The sequence below is a fragment of the Halonotius terrestris genome (genome assembly GCF_006861665.1).
In the GTDB taxonomy this organism is placed as follows: Archaea; Halobacteriota; Halobacteria; order Halobacteriales; family Haloferacaceae; genus Halonotius; species Halonotius terrestris.
On sequence record NZ_RKLU01000007.1, the window covers coordinates 61,107 to 79,124 of the forward strand.

Below are 18,018 nucleotides of genomic sequence, written 5' to 3' on the forward strand. Positions count from 1 at the left end.
AGGATCTTCGACTGTGTAACGACTGCTGTTCGAGGGATACTCGTCTCACGTCTTGTGATTTCGGTACTTCCCACCCGACTGGTCGTGTGGTTCCCGCCGGGTCAACCGAGGTACTCTCGTAGCGTTTCACTCTGGACGAGGGGTGTGGGGGTTCGATTCCATCGTCCGCGTATTATGAGACGTTGAAGGAACAATCGTCATTCTGACTATTCGCCAACCAGTGAACCGGCATCAAAGCCGAAATCGGGATTGGTATCTCCCGATCTCCCTCATCAATCGGAATCAAGATACCCGATCCCGACAGTTCCGATTGTACCCTGCTTTGCTTCGGCTGGAGATCTGACCTACGTCTTCACTCTTGATTGGGGGTGCCGACGAACGCTCGTCACCATCACTCGAGGTTCACACCCCACTCCAGCTCGTCACACCAGCGCTTTCACTCTGGACGAGGGGTGTCTGCCGTGCGTCAGACGTCCAGGGCCGATGTGTCCTCTCATAGAAATGATTGATTACCCGGTTCGGGAGATACACTCTGGACGGGGGGTGTCGTCTCAACCAAGTACGCTGCTCCCGGATGGAGGGCTATTCACTCTTGACCAGGGGTGTGTCAAACCCGCTCCAGTCTGGCGTTTTCACTCTGGATTGGGGGTGCCGGTCTGCGTCGGTAACTCTCGCTCCGAGTCCGATTTCACTCGGGACCGACTCGATCCTTTGTGAGGATGATACGCCAGCGACAAAACATCAGAAGACGACCATAGCCCGATTTACACTCTGGTCGAGGTAGCCAAATCATTAAGTAGGTCCCATCCGCGATGTCTGATATTGATGGTTGAGGAACCGTCCCAACTCTCTGACTTCGACGGCCGCTACGAGGATCCCGCTGACGATCCCCTCTTTGACTTTGATGAAGACGACCCCGACCGCGCCAACATTTTCGCTCGCAAGGAGCTGCTGAAGGTTGGCCACGTCCCTGAAAGCGGCCGTATCGTCGGCCGGGATGGCGAGATCAAGGCCGTTGCTGCTGAACTCAGACCGATCGTTCGTGGCGATCCGCCCAATAACGTGATTATTTACGGCAAAACGGGAACTGGGAAGTCGCTCGTTGCCCGTCACGTCACCGAACGAGCCCGCCGAGCCGCGGAGTCGAACGGTGTGTCCGTCGGCACGGTCTACGTCGACTGCGCGCAGCACAATACACAGACGCGTGTTGCCAGGACGGTAACTCGGTCACTCAACGAGACGGACGAGACTGACTTCGATATTCCACGCGCAGGGATTGGCAGCGGTGAATACTACGACTATCTCTGGGAGATTCTGGATACTGCCTACGAGTCAGTCATCATCATTCTCGACGAGGTGGACCGACTTGATGACGATGATATTCTTATGCAGCTCTCGCGGGCTCGCGAATCGGGGAAAGCGGATTGCCACCTTGGCGTCATCGCCGTCAGCAACAAGATCGAGTATCGCGACCAGCTGAACGAACGCGTCAAGTCGAGTCTTCGCGAGGAGGAGTTCGTCTTCCAACCCTACGACGCGAATCAACTACGCGAGATTATGAAGCACCGACGGGACGCGTTCCATGATGACGTTCTCTCGGATGATGTGATCCCGCTGACGGCGGCACTAGCCGCTCAAGAACACGGTGACGCCAGAAAGGCCATCGAAATTCTTCGTCACGCCGGCGAACTAGCCGAACGAGAAAACGTCGACACAGTCGTTGAGGAACACGTTCGTGATGCTCAGGAGTGGGCTGAAATCGATCGGTTCGAGGAGCTTCTCCGTGGATCGACGACACAGGTCAAATTCATCCTCTATTCGCTCGCGCTGCTCACCGAAGAGAATCCGAACGAGGACGGGTTTTCGACCAACCGGATTTACGAACGGTATCAGGCGACGACAGAGAAGGCTGACGCGAAGACTCTCAGCGAGCACCGCGTCTACGAGCTGTTGAAAGAGCAGGCGTTCCTCGGGGTCGTTGAATCAACTCGGACCGGAGGTGGCCGGGGTGAAGGCAGTTATCTCGAGCACCGGCTGGTTCAGGATACCGGTATCGTGTTGAAATCTGTCCTCCGGGACAGCCGGCTGGAAGACTTGGCCTAGCCCTCGGTTCGGTCGCTCACCACACCCCTGGTCACGAGTGTATCTCTCGACACGTCGGGCACGTGGAGTGGGTGTGTATCTGCTTCGGCTACTCGTCTGGGCTAACTGGACTCTTGTACTTCGACTTCACTCTGTCACCTTCCCGCCACTGCCAGTAGTAGTAGCGGTTGTCATTGATCTCCTTGATCGTGATCGTCGCCTTCGACGGGACGTCGTCCGGAAGGTCGTCCGGCCGCTCGTCGATCTCGTCGTCCTCCGACTCCTCCTCGAGACGGGCTTCGCGAGCTTTGTGCTCTGCCAGCGCCTCGGCGTAGCGCGCGACGTGCTGGAGTTGGTCCGGCGAGTAGCCGTTGAGTGTGTTGACGATATCTGTCGGGAGTTCCGCCGGCGGCGTCGGTGGCTCGTAAGACATCGGCGGTCGCCTCGTATTAACCAACAGAGTGCGCATCGGCATAGATTTGTTGGTTAATCAGATATCGTCTCGTCACCGGCTAAAGAGTGCGAATAGCAAACTATTCAGAAATAGACCGTGCCGGGTGTTATTGAAACCCTCAGGTAGTGATATGTTCTATAGGTCGTGCTGAATATAGAGGGCACATTTAGCACTCGATGACTCGGGTCGTTCGGCTACGGACGCTCCGAGCGAGACGGAACGAACAAGACTCGTCGACGGTGGGTCAGTTCTGTCTCCTGGCCAGGTACCGTTCGTATCCGTATCCCACGAACGCCGCGATCGGGGCGATGAGCGGGAGCGTGAAGAGCAGCCCGAATCCAACGATGAAGGCGACGAACTCGATGGCTTCGGAAACCGTCCTGTCCGGGGGTGGGCCAGGGGGAGACCCGATGAGGGCGGCTGTGATTCCTATCAGCGCTGTGAATATCAATACGGTGACGCCCCCCGAGACGGCGCCGGCTATAGCACCGTAGCGTGGGTTCGGTTCGGCCGGCATCGTCACACGCCAGACGACAGTCGCGACGGCCAGCGCGACCACCGGCGTGACGATCAGCCCGAGAGTGGAGATGGGGCTTCCCCCGGACACGGAGCCCGACAAGAGGTTGAAGAGGGCAAATAGCGCGGCAGCGACGTACGCCGCCCCGGCAATGGCGAGGCCCGCCCCAACATCGCGTCGGGACAAACCGAGATAGTCGTTCATCTTGTAATCGACGAACGGTTGCAGTCACTCGTTCATAAACGTTCGACGACCGACCGGCTCGACCGACACCGCTCCTTCGTGACCGACTCGCGCGGTCTATTCAGCACGCCATTCTTATCAACTTCTGAGGTTTTCAACAGAGTCAGGTGCCGTTAGACGCCGTCGGGACGGGGGGCATTCTCGTACTTGACCATCTTCTCGGGCTTGTCGGAAATGGTGTCGTAGATCTGCTGGAGCGTCTCTTCAGCGGCCAGCAGGTTGTGCTCCTCCAGGAACTCCCGCCCTTCCTCCGTGAGGCCGTAGAACTTCCAGGGGTAGCCCTGTCGGCGCTGGTCGTCGTCCAGGGCGACCTCTTTGACGATGCCGGCGTCGATGAGCTTCTGGATGTGCTTGTAGACGGTGGCATCGCTCACGCTGGGGTTGAGCTCCTCGAGTTCGTACATCGAAGGAAGCTGCTCGGGGTGCTGGAGGATGTTGTTGATCAGGGCAAACCGCGTCTGCTGAGTGACGAAATGGATGAGTTCCCGTGGTGCCGTGTTCTCACCGTTCCCAAGGCAATCATCCATATTGGTGTGTTCAATCGAGTACGCCAAAGTAGTTTACTCCAGAGTAAACTACCACGCAGAAGCGACTGAGAAGCAAGACAGGAGCTTACACCTGTGGTGGAAGCTGACCATCTGGACGTGGGACCTGCCCCTGTTTGATTTCGTGATCGACGCGACGCATATGTTTGCAGCCCCCGTCTGGAGCGCGCTGCTGCCAATCGGGACAGGTACAGGATTGCCCGATGATATCGACTTCGTATCGATTTCCGGACGCCGCTTCGACTTCGTAGCGACCACCCTTGGCGAGTAGGGAGACGGTCATCGCTTCCTCGACAGCGCGCTTCGTGCGGGGCTCGAGATCATCAGCTGAGGTGGAGCCGTCTGACACGAGCATTCGGTCGCGGACGTCTCCTGCCTGTCCTCCGTCTGGAGCGACAGCGTCGTCAGTCTCCTGAATCCGGTTTTCCAAGAGTGCTTCCGCAAGGTTCCCCTCCGGCCAGAGAAAGTGGACTTCTCGTCGCTCTCGATGATCGTAGGAGCCACAGGTGGTGGCATTCCCTTCCCAGACTCGCCATGCCCCCAGCGCGGCCATCACGGTGAGGATGCCCCGAGGAACCGGTGTTTGGTCCTCAGGGTAGAACACTCGAAAGCGCGTACAGTCGTCCTGTGGTGGTACTGTGTCCCACCACTCGACGTCGGACCCCCAACTGTCGTACATCGCTTGATCTCGGCCGTATCCGACCGTCACGCCATCGACCTGCGGGACCTCCTCGGGGATCGCGTTGGCATCGCCTTCGAGGAGTCGGAGTACAGCGTACCGGAGATACTCGTGTGTAGGGGAGTTCGTGGTTTGGGCGATCTGGTCGTATTGCTCTGCGACTCGCTCCGCTTCTGCCAGAACGGCTCTGAGATGTCGCTCTGTCATGATTCGATGAGGCTGGAATGCGCCTCCGCCCCTCGGCGGGCGCTCAAAAACTTAACCAACGCACCGGCCAAATATCCCGAATTGTTGGTTAATCACCAGAGCTCCGGATGCAACACCCATCGGTCATCGACACCGTCATCGGCCGTTGCCTACGGCGATCCCTGTTGGGAGATCACCGTGTCCAACTGTTCCCAGACCATTTCGAACGCCGGCGGATCACCGGTCAGATCCGGCAGCGTGGTCTCCCACTGGTGGCGGATCGTTTCTTGTTGTTCGTCCGGGAGTCCGTCGTTCAGATCAACGGTGAGCCCATCGTGTTTACACTTCGCGTCGAAGGCGGGCCCCACGTCGGTAAAGTTGATCGCGACCGAATCGGTTTCGAGCAGCTGATAGAGGTCGTAGTAGTCACGGGCGGCCCCGCGCTGGTAGATCGCTCGGAGCTTTTCGGCGAAGATCTCCTCGACGCTGTACGCTTGTAGGTCGAATTCGGGCACGTCTTCGTACGCGTGCGTATGCCGAACAGGGTCGAAGGCGACGTGCTCGTCGACCATCACGTCGATGCTGGTCGTGTTGGGGTGGTTGAGGACGGCGCGGTACTGAATGCTGATGTCGACGTAGTGGGTCGGGTAGTGGTCCTGCTGGGATTCGTGGTGCTCTCGAATCTCGAATTCGATGCCAGAGCGGTCTGCAATCGTATCGAGGACCGATCGGAGCTCCTGTTTGGACCCCTGGTACTCCCCTTCGACGCCAAAATCGAGGTCTTCCGAGAACCGCCACGACTGCGGGAAATACAGCTTGGACAGCGCGGTCCCGCCTTTGAACAGGAGGTTGTCGCCGTAGCCGCTCGTGAAGATGCCCCAGAGGAGCCACGAATTAACGTAGTTCTTCTCGGCGTACCCTTGCCGAACGCCCAGTTCGCGAGCGAGAATCCGGAGCCGGTCCTGACTGATCATCGCGATCAGGACTCCGTCGGCTCCAGCATGGCTGGCTCGACGTTGATTCGGAGGCGATACGTACTGTCGGTCGATCCGGTGTCGGGCCGCGTCGGGTCCAGTGAGGAATATCCACTCGTGAACGACGCGACGAGTTCCTCGCGGGCGGGGAGGTCGATGCCGAGCTGGTCGGCGAGGTAGACGATCCGCTTGGTCGCAGCGCCGTTGTCGAGGCGTTCGAGGTACTCGCCGACAGTGACCCAGTCGCACCCCCGTTCGTCGGCAGTACGCATCGCGGTTGCGAGTTCCCGAAGGCCGCCGCAGAACTCGGGGTGGTCCGCACAGTCGACCAGCGTCTTCTCCAGGTCACTGACCTGAACGGTCGTGCCCTCGATCGATGTCGGCTCAAAGCCGAAGAATTTCCGCTCGGTGACTGTCGTGACGCGGTACGGGACGCCGTGGATCTCCCTGCTTTGCGCTCGGGTCGGCGTAACGACGTACACCGTCCGGGGGACCTGTTCGGTCAGCCCGTGGTGGCTGAGGGCGCTGTAGTAGCCGATGTACATCGGCTCGGCGACGTGGGCGGCGATGAGGTACTCGTGGGTCGTGTACACGGCCTCCTCGCCGGCGGTGAGTGGAATGATGAGATACGTGCCCGGGAAGAGCCGGTCGAGCCAGCCTTTCTCGGTGAGCCGGGAGGCGATCTCGCGGGCGGTGTTTGGGGGGACCTCCAGCGTCGTCTCGATGTCATCGACGGAGATGATCTGGTGACCCGCGCCAGCGAGTCGGGCAAGGAGTCGACTTTCTCGAGTTGAGAGACCCTGGCGTATATTTTGAGTTTGTTCTATGGCTCTCATACCTGCGTTTCTTACATGGAGTATAAACACGGGCCTGCTTTAGCCTTGCGACTGCCGCGGACGGCGGAGACGAGCAGACTTAACCAACAAAATCGGGGTATAGAACCGTGCGTTGGTTAAGGATTCAAGCGCTGTCTTCGACTACGTCGATGAGCTCTTCTGCTGTGGAACTGATCCGGTCGAGACGGTCGCGAACGATCTCGGGATCGTCCGACTCCCACGCAGCCAAGTAGAACGCCGACCCGCTGGTATCTAACCCACAGTACCGCCCGACGACGTACGCGACCGCCTCGGCTTCGACTTCGCGTTTCGACCGCTCGGTGTCGTCGTCGACGTCGAAGTGAAGCAGGGCGTGGGCGTACTCGTGAATTAGTGTCCGCGCAAGGTCGGCCTCATTCTCCCGATCACGCACCTCAACCCGCGGTTGCATATCGACGAGACTCAGCTGCTCGCAGATGCCCTTCGCCTCGCCGTGGGTCCACTCCTCGGCTGGAACGGTTCGCACCGTCACACCGAGTTCATCAGCGCCGGCAGTCAACTGTTCGACGAGGTCGTCGGGGTCCCCGGTCGCTTCCGTGTCCAGGTCGGGAAGCGGCTCACCTTCGGTCTGGGAGACATCGAACACCGGGGCAGGCTTGAACCCGACGAGGCCCTCCGACCACTTCTCGGGCGGCGTCTCGTCGTAGTCACAGTCGCTGTCCGCGTGGTAGCTTGGCGAATTCTCGCACTCTGGACACTGCTTGGTGATGATCGGTGCCCAGATCCAGATGGCCGATTCGCCCTCCGTGACGTGGCGGTCGAACTCTTCCTGCCACGTCCGGTAGCCCGCTACCCGAGTCGCCTCGGGACACTGCCGCTTGATCAGGAGCGTGTTCCGGTAGGAGTAGTCGTGGAAACGACTCTGGACATCGAGCCACTCTTGGAACTCTTCGCTGGCCTGCGCGTCGTCGACGCCGGCGACGAGGTCGTCGATCCACTGTTCGATAGTGCTGTTCATCTCGTCTGATCGCGTGTCGGTCTGGTCGAAGGAGACCGACGAGTCACTAGTCGTAGCCATTGTGTTCACCGAATCGAATTCACGGCGACTGCGTCTGTTCAGACCGCGCCGCACCCCTCAGGGGCGTTCAAAAAACCGCTCTGTCGGTTAGCGGAGTTCGTGGCGTTCGTCCGCAAAGCCGACCGTAACGAGGTACTCGAGGAACTCGTCGAACCGGTCGACGTCGCTGGGCGTGTCGGTCGCAAGGTGACGTGCCCACTCGATGGCCCACTGGAAGGCGGGATCCGTGCCGCCCTTGCCGTGAATGTACCACCATCGGGCCGCTTTCAGCACGACCAGCGGATTCGTCGGCGGCTGCTCACCGGCGAGCCCACGGGTGATGGACTCGATTTCGTCGGGGACATCGGCGGAATCGACCTCCGCTGATTGCGTGTTGTCGATATCGACCGGGATCTCGTCGACCGAGACGTTGTCGGGACTCTGTTGTTGACTCACTGGAAGTCACCTCTGAGGGCTTTCGAAGGAGCCCTCGCCCTCTCTGGGGGCACGAAAAACAGGTCGCGAAGTCACGCCGGGGAGACGTGGACACTCTGCCAACAGTCAGCGAAGTGAGGGCCGTGGATAAGTCGCTTGGCTGTAATCATTACCCCTGTTCACGAGGCGGAACGTATTTTCGCGTAACGATGGACGGACAGGGTATGGAGATCGGCTTAGTGAGCTGCACGAAGGCAAAAACGGATTCACCGTCGGCGCCGAGGGAACTCTACGAACCCTCTGCGTTGTTTCGGAAGGCTCGAAGCTACGCTGAAGAGAATCATGACGAGTGGTACGTACTTTCGGCGAAGTACTATGTTCTCGACCCAGACGGCTCTCCGATCGAGCCCTACGACGAAACACTGAACAACGCTAGTGTCGAGGAGCGGCAGAAGTGGAGCCAAAGGGTTCTCGAACAGCTGCGAGAACGCGACGTGCTTGCGGAGGGGAACACGCTAGTCATTCACGCCGGGAAGTCGTACTACGAGGAACTTCTGCCGTTCCTCGACGACAAGCCCGTGGACGTCAAGATTCCGACCGAGGGGCTACGGATGGGCGAGACACTGTCGTGGTATAATGAACGAATCTAGGTTCTACGCCGACGATTGGCTCGGCGTCAACTGGTCGAACTGGGGGACTCTCGATCCCGATGGCGACCACCTATCTACGTTCCCCACTGACGAGGGTCTCTACCGCATTCGCCACCCCGCCCGCGCCGGACTAGAGTACATCGGTGAGACTGGACGGAGCCTTCGCGGGCGGGTTCGTGCACTCGCCCACGGGGCATTCGCTGACGAAATGCCGTACCGCGATCCGCACACCGCGGCACCGTGTCTCTGGGCTGTCCAGCAGGAGGATAGCGAGAAGCTGGAGGTGTCGGGCGCGACGCCGACCTTCGCTGAGGACAAGCAGGCCCGAAAGGCGTTTGAGGACGCACTGATCGCAGTATACCGGCGCGAAATGGGTGAGAGTCCGACAGCGAATTTCGGTCGGATCATTGATGGCTACCGACAGTCGACGTACCGCATCGGAGAAGAACGCGGCGGCCCCCTTGAACCGGGTGAGACGGAGTCCAACACTGAGGAGGGCGTCGGCCCGCTTGATTGGAGTCGGAGCGACGACGTGCTATCAGAAGACTGGATGGGTCTCTTGTGGTCGTCGCCGCTACCCTTGGCAGACGCGGACGCGTCGATCCCGACAGATGACGGGCTATACCGAATTTGGCGCGAGGACGAGGCACCGCCCTTGGAGTACATCGGGCAAAGCTCGAATCTTAAGTCAAGGCTGTATCGGCACCGGCGGAACCGAGACGAGGCGTTGCTGTTCTCGTACTCGGAGCTCGGGGAGCACGATGCCCAGCACAAGCGCGAGGAGGTTGAAACAGAGCTTATCGGCGTTCACTGGCTAGAGGTTGGGGCGAGTCCACGAGATCAGTTCTAGATGCTCTGCCGCCTGTACCTCATAGCACATATGTCGTTCTGGAATAGATTTTTGCCTCAGGGGCTGAATCTTCTTGCAACTAAACAGAATCCCAAATGGAAAATGAAATAGAAGTTCCTTGGTCAGAGCACACCGTAATCGAGGAGTCAGAATTACTGAATAACCTCTCTGATGCCGGTGAATGGCGTGAAGACAAGATTAAGGCGTCCTCTTTCATCGTCAGTCCAAGTTACGGAACCCTAGATTATGACAGCTTTGTGAATTTTCTTCGAAACAAATTCATGTTCTTTGCGCTGTCGAAAGAAGATATTCGGGAGTCCGAACGTCCACATCTTGAAGCGCAGCAGCTCTCAGATTACAGGGAAGATGCTAAGATGGATGGCAAGTGGGGGGAGCTGATTCTATTTACAATGGTTGAAGGCTTCCTTGACATCCCTATGATGTCGCACAAGCTTGGATGGAAACAGAATCCAACTGACCAAGTAAAGGGCTCTGACGGTCTCTTCTTCGGGGAATACGAAGGATCCCCAACGTTGGGAATTGGTGAGGCGAAGATGTATACCGACTTGGATGACGGGATTGAGGAAGCTCTTGACAGCACAGATCGATTCCACGGAGAAGATAGCCAACTCCGGAACCAGCACGAGTTAACGGTTGCTATGGGTAATCCCAGCGATAATCTCTCGAAAGAGAAGATCGAACTGCTTTCATCCCTTTTCACAGGGGAATCACAAGATTACCAAATGCTGCATCCCATCTTCGTCGGATATGAGGATGATGAACTGGAGGAATTCCAGACAAAGCCGGTCGACGACGATCAGGAACTAGTAGACCAGCTTCAAAACCATATCGAGGATACTGACTTACTCTCCAAAGTAACCGACTCTCTGGAGGGTGACTACAGTCATCTTCGAAAGCACTGGTTGACATTCTTTTTCCTCCCACTCGAGGACAAAGATCGGTTTGTCGAGAACGTCAAAGCGGCTATCTATCCTTGGACAACGAACCACTAATGTCTACATACGAAAACGCAGCTGATCTGGAGTTCTTCAATGACTGTCTCGATACACTGATAAAAGATCTGCTCTATAATGATCTCGGCGTTACTGATTATCGTTGGGATCAGAATTCGGAAAGTAAACTCCAAAAGAGTGCTTGGGTGGCATCACTCCTTGCTTCCAGCGATGACGAGGAACACCAGTCTAAAGCTCTTTCCTTCGCGATTCTCGCATATATTGAGAAGCGAGGAACCGATGACGAGGAGATGTATGAACGGTATCTCTATATCGTCCTCTCTCGTATCGGCAATCTTCAAACGTTCAATACTGTTCGGCGAGAACAGGTCGATGTCAGCTTCGAGGAGAGGCTCATTTCTTCCCTTGACTCTGCATTGAGCCTCGAACTGAGTTCAGACCTCCAGCAGCACGAACTAGGAGACGGGACTGTGCTGTCATCCTTCCAGCGGGATATCCTAAATGCGCTTCAGGCTGGGAAAGATATCGCGATATCCGGGCCGACGTCATCCGGGAAGTCATTCATACTTCGGAAATATATTCAGAGAGAGCTCGAAAGCGAGGATAGTTTCGAAGCGATCTACGTCGTCCCGACTAGAGCACTCATTGCGGAGGTGAGTGAAAAGCTCTCCAGCCTTAACGACGATCTAGACGGAGATCAAGAAATTGAGGTCAGAACAGGCGCATATTTCGAGGAAGAATCAGAAGACCTGGAAACAGATTCGAATTCGTTCTTAGTAGTTACTCCTGAGCGATGTCTGCGGCTTATCGATGAGGACACCAGAGCGAGAATTGACCCAGACCTGATATTCTTCGATGAGATCCAAAACGTCCAGGACGGGCAGAGAGGCGTCTTATTTGAGGATATCATTCAACTACTCAGCGAATCTTGGCCAGACACTCAAATCGTCGCTGCAGGCCCCTATCTAGAGGAGCCACAGGACACTCTGAGCAGTCTGACAGATCGGGAGGTCGTGCAAATCAAAACCGCATTTACACCGGTCCTTCAGATGAAGGCAATTATGCGGTTCAAGAGAGCCAAAAACCAGTCCGGCTCTAGGCGGATGGTTGAGGTTATCCTGTACAGTCCTTCTGGAGAGAAATTAGAGTTCACGATAGCCGAACCAGATGACCTCACATATACTACGGTCAACAGCAGCAAGACTAGAGCGCTGACTACCATCATCGATGAATATGGGCAGAATAGTCAAAACTTGGTATATGCTAGCAAAACTAATCTAGCCGAGGATCGGGCCGATGCTATCGCGAATAATCGAGACCGCGAGATAACATCTGCGAGAATCGATGATCTCACCGAATTTCTGAAGAACGCTATCCACGAAGACTATCCACTTATCGACCATCTTCAAAAGGGAGTAGCCTTCCACCACGGTCGAGTTCCGAAGATTGCGAGGGAAGAGATAGAGGACCTCTATCGCTCGAAGGTTGGGCTAGACACAATCGTCTGTACTTCCACTCTACTAGAGGGGGTAAACCTCCCTGCGGAGAAAATCTTCTTGACTAGTGCATATCGCGGAGACGATGAGCTATCAGAACTCGACTTCCAGAACCTCGTTGGCCGGGTCGGCCGCGTTGATTCCCGCTTGTACGGTTCAATCTATTGCGTTGAAGCCGAAGATGACGAATGGGTGGATGAGAAATTGGATAGCGATACGGAGGAATCGGTCACCCCGGCTACCTCACAGGCTACAGACAACCCGAACGAACTCATCACCGCGCTCGGCAGCAACGATCTTCGGCAGCTCAAAGACGCCTCGACGCGGTACACGTCCGTTCTTCTTCGTTCTCGATACCTCAAATCCGACTACGATGTCGACGAATATCTCTCCAACAAGGGGCTTTCGGACTCAGATATCTCCTCAGCGAAAGACGAACTCAAGCGGACTCTCGAAGACATTGAAATCCCGGAGAAACTGTTGAGACGGAACCCAACTGTCGATCCTATTGAGCAGAACACGCTTTACCGGCTGGTGATGCAGAATCCGGAAAGGTGGGTAATTGGTGAGAATACGACAGAATACAGCTATGATAAACTTATGCGGATTACTCAGCAATTGAACCAGGTATTCAAATTCACTAAGGATGATGAATACGGGATTGATCCTCCTAACCGAGAAACCAAGCACGGGGCACTGGAGCCGATCGTAGTAGTTGCAAATCAGTGGCTTCGGGGAGAGACGTATAATTCTATGATCGACTCTAGGCAAGCAAGCGTTGAGGATGAAGGCTTGAGTAAGTGTATCAGAACGATCCTTGACCTCGTGAACGACGACGTTCGATTTGTTCTGGTCAAATATTATGGGATGCTGGTGGATATGCTAGAAGAGTCCGACTACGAGATGGGTAAGTGGGCAAGCAACTTCGACCAGATGCTGGAGATGGGGTCGATGAACTTCGGGGAGCTACGTCTTATGTCGAAAGGTGTAGATCGGTCGGTCGCGCTGCAGTTAGGAATCCCGCCAGGCGTTGATGATGTCGAAGATTTCCTTGAAAATCGCCGAGGGAAGATTCCCGAATTCTTCACTCGACATCTTCAATCTCAGGGGGTTCTCTAGATTACCCGACACCCGAATACGGGTTCAGGAACATTTTCATAGATAGCTACGGAGACTGGTCCTACCCCATCGCCTCTTGGAACCGCTCACGGAGAGCATCCTCACGCTCCTCGAACTGGTCGACCTTCTCCTGGAGATCGTCGCTGACGCGCTCGATGCTCGCGAGCGCATTCTCGCCGGCAAGCGACGCCTGCGACTCATCATCGCCCTCCGTCCCCAGCTGCTCTTCGTAGGCTCGCCCGACGCGCTCAATGGTGCCCTCCGGGTTGAACAGGATGTCGTTGGCCGTGCGAACGTAGCCGTCCAGCGACGCTCCTTCCTTGCCCTGGAAGAAGTGTGTGAGCGCGTACGTCGCGCCGGAGTGGAGCGTCCACATATCGATATCGACGGGGGAGACAGCGTTGGCCTCCGCATCACTCGCGGCACGCTCGGCCAGGTAGTCCGGGAAGCCCAGCAAACTGTAGAACTCCGTGACGGTGAACGGGAGATCGGAGAAGTCGAGATCGATGTCCTGGGCGTCACGGATGAACTCGAAGAGGTCGTCAGCGACGAGTTCGACCTGTGCGAGAATCTCCTCCCACCAGGTTCGGAAGTTCCGCACGTCGCCGACGTGTTTGATGATCTCCTTGTCGGTGAGCGACCGCATCGTGTTGGAACAATAGCCGTCCTGAGCGAACCCCTCNACGTANACNGCNNNNTCGCCGAAGAAGTCGTAGCCCGTCGTCACGCCCATCGTGATCGGGTCGTTGCGGCCGGGCAGCGTCACCTCCAGCCCGTCAAACATAATATCCATGTGGACTTCGCCGCCGCCGCGGTACTGCCGAATCTCGCCGAANNNNANNTCNNCGAGCGGCGTCCCGTCGATGGTTTCCTCGCGGAGGACCTCCTCCAGCGGGCCGTACACGTCGACAGGATTGATGATCGCGTACGAGTCGGTGGGCACGTGGAACAATGGGTCCGTCTCCGCGTCCCCATCTCGGGCCTGCTTCCGAGCGCGACTCGGCTCGACGAGCGCGTTGAACCGCTCCGTCTCAACCCACTCGTCGGTGAAGGGGTTCTGATACGCCACGGTCGTCTCGACGGCCTGCGGGAGGTCACGGATCGCCTCGGCGAAGCTCACGGAGTCATCGCCCCCGTGACGCTGTCGGTACCACTCGGGCAGTTCGGTGTTGGTACGTCCATCGACGCCAGCGAAAATGATTCTCGACTCTGGGTCTTTCATCTCAGTCACCTCGACGCAGGAACGCTCATCGACGGCCGCCTGCATCGTCTCGCGCCCTGCGCCCCTCTCCCGGGCGCAACAACAACACCACGTTAACCAACACTGAGCCAAGAGTGGGGGTAATTCGTTGGTTAACCAAACCACCGGGCGAGTGAGGTCTGTTCCCGTTCCGACTCAGCTGCGACTTCACAGAGAAACCGCCACTTCGGCCGCTCTCGGATTTGCTTGTCGGGCCGGTTACCTGCCTGTCCGGGCTCGGTTTTCCCGGCACAGTCCCAGCCCTTGTCTCTGAGTGCTTTGATCATCGAGCCGTCGAAGTCAGCTCGCACGAACGTCAGCAGAAGCCGAATGCCTCGCCGCCGGCCGTGCCGACGCACGAACCGTTCCATCGACCGAGCGAGCGCGGCGGAGGCGAGATTCGGGAAGTCGACGCCGATGCAGATCCGTGCTGCCTCGACGATCTCGTCACCCTCGTATCGCGTCCCGTCGTACTCCAGCGAGCGAATCAGCGGATAGCGCCACGTAATCGCACCCAGTAGCTGGTCCTGGTAACAGAGCCCGTGATGAACGAGGTTCGTCCGGGGGACACTGTCCATATAGGAATGATGGGCTTCGTAGATCGCGCCGGCGACGTGCCGCGGGATCGATTCGATATGGACGCGCTCTGCGAACCGCAGGCCGAGCGGCGCCGTGACCGGCTGGCCGTCGCGATGAATGGGACACGAGCACCCCTCGGGAGTGCGCGTGTACTGGAACCCGGTACTCCGCCGCTGGCCGGGAGAACGTGTCTGAGTCACGAGTCGGTGCCGTCAGTCTGCTCTTGCCGGTCGTTGTACCGTTCCAGTTCGCGACCGATTTTCTCGAGCGCCTCGACCCCGCGTTCGAGCAGCTGGTGGGTGGCTCGTGACAGCCGAATTGTCTCCATCAGCACTCCCCCTCCGGTGGCTCGATGAGGTTGTTGCTCTCGTCGACTAGGGCCCGGATGGCCTGCTCGACATCGGCATCGTCCGAAACCGTCCGGCTCGCCAGGGGTGCCGGATAGGCGCGATCGCCCTGATTACAGAGGACGACCAGCCAGCCGTCGGTTCCCTCGCCGAGCACGATGTAGTGGTCGCGATCAGCCCGCTGGAAGACTCGCCGGTCAGGGCGGGTGACCGTTCGCCAGTTCTCGGGGAGTGTCGGTGACGGCCCCCCACCGTCGGGAAGGGCGACGACGTCGTCGGCGATCGTCGCCATCGCCGCGTCGATTTCTTCGCCGGTGAGGTGCCAGCACGCCGCCGGGCCGTCACACTCGATCTGGCTGATCACGCAATTCCGGAACCCGATGTAGTGTTCTCTCGCGACCTGGGCGTCGTTGTAGTAGTCGAGGAGGAGCCCACAGGCGAGCTGTGCGGGCCCGCTTCCAGCGTATCCCCACTCGAAGCCTGTCGGGCTGTGGTTGACCAGATCGAGACTTCGATCAGGAGTGAGACGCTGGTGTTCGGAGAGATTCAGAACGACGGCGTGGCCGTCGACGCGAAAGCCGACGTATTCGACGGGGCCGTCGCGACGGTGAGCGAGCGCTTCTGTCTCGATTCCGCTTGACGTGGGACGTCGTGCGTTCCCGTTCATTGGCACGTTGCGGGAGTGGTGACCCCCGCACCCCTCTCGGGGGTTCTACAAACAGAGCCGGAAACGCCCTCACCGTCCCTACTGGCTAGCTGCGGGGAACTCGAACCCGCCGGTGTCGGTCTGTGACTCCTCCGAGTCGGTAGTTTCTGATTGGACTGCCTGGCGGGACTCTTCCAGTGCCTCGCGGCGGTTGTCGACGCTCTGGTGGATGCTAATGTCGTGCTGCTCGCAGAGCGCTCGCTCGACCGCGAAGGTCATCTCGTCGAAATCGACTGCCGTGATGTCGACGTCTTCCGGTGAGGGCGTCTCATCAGCGACGTTGATGTCTCGCGACCAGGTATCGGCCGAAATGTCGCTGGTCGGGAGCCGCCATTCGTCTCCCTCGAGCTCTTCACGCAGGTACTTCGCGAACTCCTTGTAGTGATCGAGCGCGATGTTCTTCGTCGCTGAATCGGCCAGCAGCGCGATCGCGAGTTGATCGATGCGGGCCTCCTCAGCCTCTGGTCCCCAGTCGAACCCGCCAGGGGCGCGGCGTAGGACGTGGAGGTGCTTGTCCAGCACGTCGCCATCGGGCGTGTACACCAGCTGTCCACCCATACAGCGTTTACCGCGGTACGCTCGGCCGCCGGTCATCGGAACTCACCCTCCCAATGGTCCAAGCCTCGTGGTCGCGTCGGGGGCTGGCGGGGCCGGGAATCCGACGGCCGACGGGCGGTATCTGGACTGCGTCCGGCTCCCTGACTGCTTGTCCTCGCGGCTCCGGTTGGTCGGGGCCCGACGTACATCGGCTTTCGCGCTTGACTTCGCTCCGTGACGACCTCCTGATGGAGCATCGTACAGAGCTCCATGACGCTCTCGGCGAGGTCGAACGCCGCTTCTCGCGACCGGAGGTCGTGCTGGCTGAAGAGGATCGTCCCATCGGCTCGATCGACCCGGACCAGCCAGTCCGAGGATTGCTGGACGTGGCAGAGGACGGATTTCGAGAACTCGTAGGCGAACACGAAATGGTCGTTATCTGTTCGGCGTTGCAACCACCAGTTGTCGGGGGCGCTCTCGCTGTTGCTCTCAGAACTCATCGGTTACCCGGGACGGATGTGTCGTCCCGCACCCCTTGCGGGACGAACAACAACACCAGCGCTCACGTCGTCGCGACTTCGTCGCCACCGTCGGCAACGTATATAGTCATAGCAAGATACTGTCCAATTACATTCGGATGGCTGTACTGGACGACCTCTCGGGATTCGAGTTCGAGGACTTGATGGAGGATGTCTTCCGGAACCTCGGCTACGAAAACGTCCGCCAGGCCGAGCGGACGGCCGACGAGGGGCGCGATGTCATCATGGAGGAGGTTGTCGACGGCACGCGACGGGCGATCATCGTCGAGTGCAAGCACACCGGGACGGTCGGCCGGCCGGTCGTCCAGAAGCTGCACTCGGCCATCGCGACGTTCGACTTCGACGGCCCGAAGCGAGGGATGGTCGCCACCACAGGTCGATTTACGAACCCTGCCGAGGAGTACGCTGACCGGCTCCAGCGGAACGACGATCCCTATCCCATCGAGCTGATCGACGGCGAGGACCTTCGGGAGATCGCCGACGAAATCGGTCTCGATCTCTACAACGGGCGCATCGAGATCCTCTGTGACGAGACGCTCCGACCGTACGATCCGGCGGCGGATGTCGACGCACCTGTCCAGGAGGCGTTCCGCGACATCGAGAACATCGGGGCCGCGGATCTGCCGGTGCCGCACTCGCAAGTGACGTTCCGACCAGTGGTTGCGATCACCGCCGACACGAACGCTGTCTTCGAGACCTCCGTCGGTGTCATCCACCGGATCAACGACCGCACACAGTTCGTTGTCCACGCTGAGCGCGGCCATCCGAAGGTGGCCGACGACGAAGTCGCGACGCTGGTCACCGAGAACTTCCACGCGACGGTCCCCCTCGATACCGGGCAGTTTACCGAGGTATTCGACGACGTCGACGAACGACGGTTCGGCCAGACCCAAACGAAGTACAAGGAGTGGGCTGTTGACCGCCTCCAGGATTACCACACGACGACGGTGACCTACACCGGCGACAATAACGTCACGTCTTGTTGTACGTGACG

The 18,018-nt window shown here is 58.3% G+C and carries 18 protein-coding genes and 2 pseudogenes; 6 read left to right on the forward strand and 14 right to left on the reverse strand.

Annotated elements, in window-relative coordinates; genetic code table 11:
* The first annotated feature begins 825 nt into the window (after window positions 1–825).
* On the forward strand, window positions 826–2,103 hold the full coding sequence (locus tag EGH24_RS12750) for a Cdc6/Cdc18 family protein (protein ID WP_142980513.1): 1,278 nt from the start codon (window positions 826–828) through the stop codon (window positions 2,101–2,103).
* 88 nt (window positions 2,104–2,191) lie between these two features.
* Here the strand turns inward: EGH24_RS12750 and EGH24_RS12755 are convergent, their stop codons facing one another.
* The 8 genes from EGH24_RS12755 to EGH24_RS12790 form a co-directional block, all read right to left on the reverse strand.
* Window positions 2,192–2,515: a hypothetical protein gene (locus tag EGH24_RS12755; RefSeq protein WP_142980514.1), complete on the reverse strand. Its 324-nt coding sequence runs from the start codon at window positions 2,513–2,515 to the stop codon at window positions 2,192–2,194.
* A 265-nt stretch (window positions 2,516–2,780) separates the two neighbouring features.
* On the reverse strand, window positions 2,781–3,257 hold the full coding sequence (locus EGH24_RS12760; protein WP_142980515.1) for a hypothetical protein: 477 nt from the start codon (window positions 3,255–3,257) through the stop codon (window positions 2,781–2,783).
* Window positions 3,258–3,409: 152 nt separating this feature from the next.
* Complete coding sequence (locus EGH24_RS12765; protein ID WP_142980516.1) at window positions 3,410–3,823, reverse strand: helix-turn-helix transcriptional regulator; 414 nt, start codon at window positions 3,821–3,823, stop codon at window positions 3,410–3,412.
* 85 nt (window positions 3,824–3,908) lie between these two features.
* Window positions 3,909–4,727 (reverse strand): hypothetical protein, encoded by an 819-nt coding sequence (locus EGH24_RS12770; RefSeq protein WP_142980517.1) that lies wholly within the window; start codon window positions 4,725–4,727, stop codon window positions 3,909–3,911.
* A 149-nt stretch (window positions 4,728–4,876) separates the two neighbouring features.
* Window positions 4,877–5,680, reverse strand: coding sequence for a nucleotidyl transferase AbiEii/AbiGii toxin family protein (locus tag EGH24_RS12775; RefSeq protein WP_142980518.1), 804 nt, complete (start codon window positions 5,678–5,680; stop codon window positions 4,877–4,879).
* A 5-nt stretch (window positions 5,681–5,685) separates the two neighbouring features.
* Complete coding sequence (locus tag EGH24_RS12780; RefSeq protein WP_142980519.1) at window positions 5,686–6,516, reverse strand: type IV toxin-antitoxin system AbiEi family antitoxin domain-containing protein; 831 nt, start codon at window positions 6,514–6,516, stop codon at window positions 5,686–5,688.
* Between the two features lie 124 nt (window positions 6,517–6,640).
* Window positions 6,641–7,573: an ArdC-like ssDNA-binding domain-containing protein gene (locus tag EGH24_RS12785; RefSeq protein WP_142980520.1), complete on the reverse strand. Its 933-nt coding sequence runs from the start codon at window positions 7,571–7,573 to the stop codon at window positions 6,641–6,643.
* Between the two features lie 87 nt (window positions 7,574–7,660).
* Window positions 7,661–8,008, reverse strand: coding sequence for a hypothetical protein (locus tag EGH24_RS12790; RefSeq protein WP_142980521.1), 348 nt, complete (start codon window positions 8,006–8,008; stop codon window positions 7,661–7,663).
* 203 nt (window positions 8,009–8,211) lie between these two features.
* On the opposite strand from EGH24_RS12790, the gene EGH24_RS12795 reads away from it, so the two are divergent.
* The 4 genes from EGH24_RS12795 (at window position 8,212) to EGH24_RS12810 (ending at window position 13,076) form a co-directional block, all read left to right on the forward strand.
* Window positions 8,212–8,637 (forward strand): DUF6884 domain-containing protein, encoded by a 426-nt coding sequence (locus EGH24_RS12795; RefSeq protein WP_185903328.1) that lies wholly within the window; start codon window positions 8,212–8,214, stop codon window positions 8,635–8,637.
* Entirely contained in the window at window positions 8,624–9,487 is an 864-nt protein-coding gene (locus EGH24_RS12800) for a GIY-YIG nuclease family protein (protein WP_142980522.1), read from the forward strand. The genes EGH24_RS12795 and EGH24_RS12800 overlap by 14 nt, the downstream gene beginning before the upstream one ends.
* Before the next feature lie 95 nt (window positions 9,488–9,582).
* Window positions 9,583–10,500, forward strand: coding sequence for a HamA C-terminal domain-containing protein (locus tag EGH24_RS12805; RefSeq protein ID WP_142980523.1), 918 nt, complete (start codon window positions 9,583–9,585; stop codon window positions 10,498–10,500).
* Window positions 10,500–13,076, forward strand: a complete 2,577-nt coding sequence (locus EGH24_RS12810) for a DEAD/DEAH box helicase (RefSeq protein WP_142980524.1) — start codon at window positions 10,500–10,502, stop codon at window positions 13,074–13,076. The genes EGH24_RS12805 and EGH24_RS12810 overlap by 1 nt, the downstream gene beginning before the upstream one ends.
* Before the next feature lie 61 nt (window positions 13,077–13,137).
* Here EGH24_RS12810 and EGH24_RS12815 read toward each other — a convergent pair.
* The 6 genes and pseudogenes from EGH24_RS12815 to EGH24_RS12835 form a co-directional block, all read right to left on the reverse strand.
* Window positions 13,138–14,343, reverse strand: a pseudogene (locus EGH24_RS12815) (hypothetical protein).
* 86 nt (window positions 14,344–14,429) lie between these two features.
* A complete protein-coding gene (locus tag EGH24_RS12820; RefSeq protein ID WP_142980525.1) occupies window positions 14,430–15,095 on the reverse strand; it encodes a hypothetical protein in 666 nt (221 codons plus the stop codon).
* A complete protein-coding gene (locus EGH24_RS15795) occupies window positions 15,092–15,223 on the reverse strand; it encodes a hypothetical protein (protein WP_255511576.1) in 132 nt (43 codons plus the stop codon). The genes EGH24_RS12820 and EGH24_RS15795 overlap by 4 nt, the downstream gene beginning before the upstream one ends.
* Window positions 15,223–15,909: a DUF6166 domain-containing protein gene (locus tag EGH24_RS12825; protein ID WP_142980526.1), complete on the reverse strand. Its 687-nt coding sequence runs from the start codon at window positions 15,907–15,909 to the stop codon at window positions 15,223–15,225. The genes EGH24_RS15795 and EGH24_RS12825 overlap by 1 nt, the downstream gene beginning before the upstream one ends.
* A 78-nt stretch (window positions 15,910–15,987) precedes the next feature.
* Entirely contained in the window at window positions 15,988–16,542 is a 555-nt protein-coding gene (locus EGH24_RS12830; protein WP_142980527.1) for a DUF6166 domain-containing protein, read from the reverse strand.
* On the reverse strand, window positions 16,539–16,985 hold the full coding sequence (locus tag EGH24_RS12835) for a hypothetical protein (RefSeq protein ID WP_142980528.1): 447 nt from the start codon (window positions 16,983–16,985) through the stop codon (window positions 16,539–16,541). Before EGH24_RS12835 ends, EGH24_RS12830 begins: the two co-directional genes overlap by 4 nt.
* A gap of 137 nt (window positions 16,986–17,122) precedes the next feature.
* On the opposite strand from EGH24_RS12835, the pseudogene EGH24_RS12840 reads away from it, so the two are divergent.
* Window positions 17,123–18,001, forward strand: a pseudogene (locus tag EGH24_RS12840) (restriction endonuclease); the annotation flags it as partial.
* Window positions 18,002–18,018: the final 17 nt, after the last annotated feature.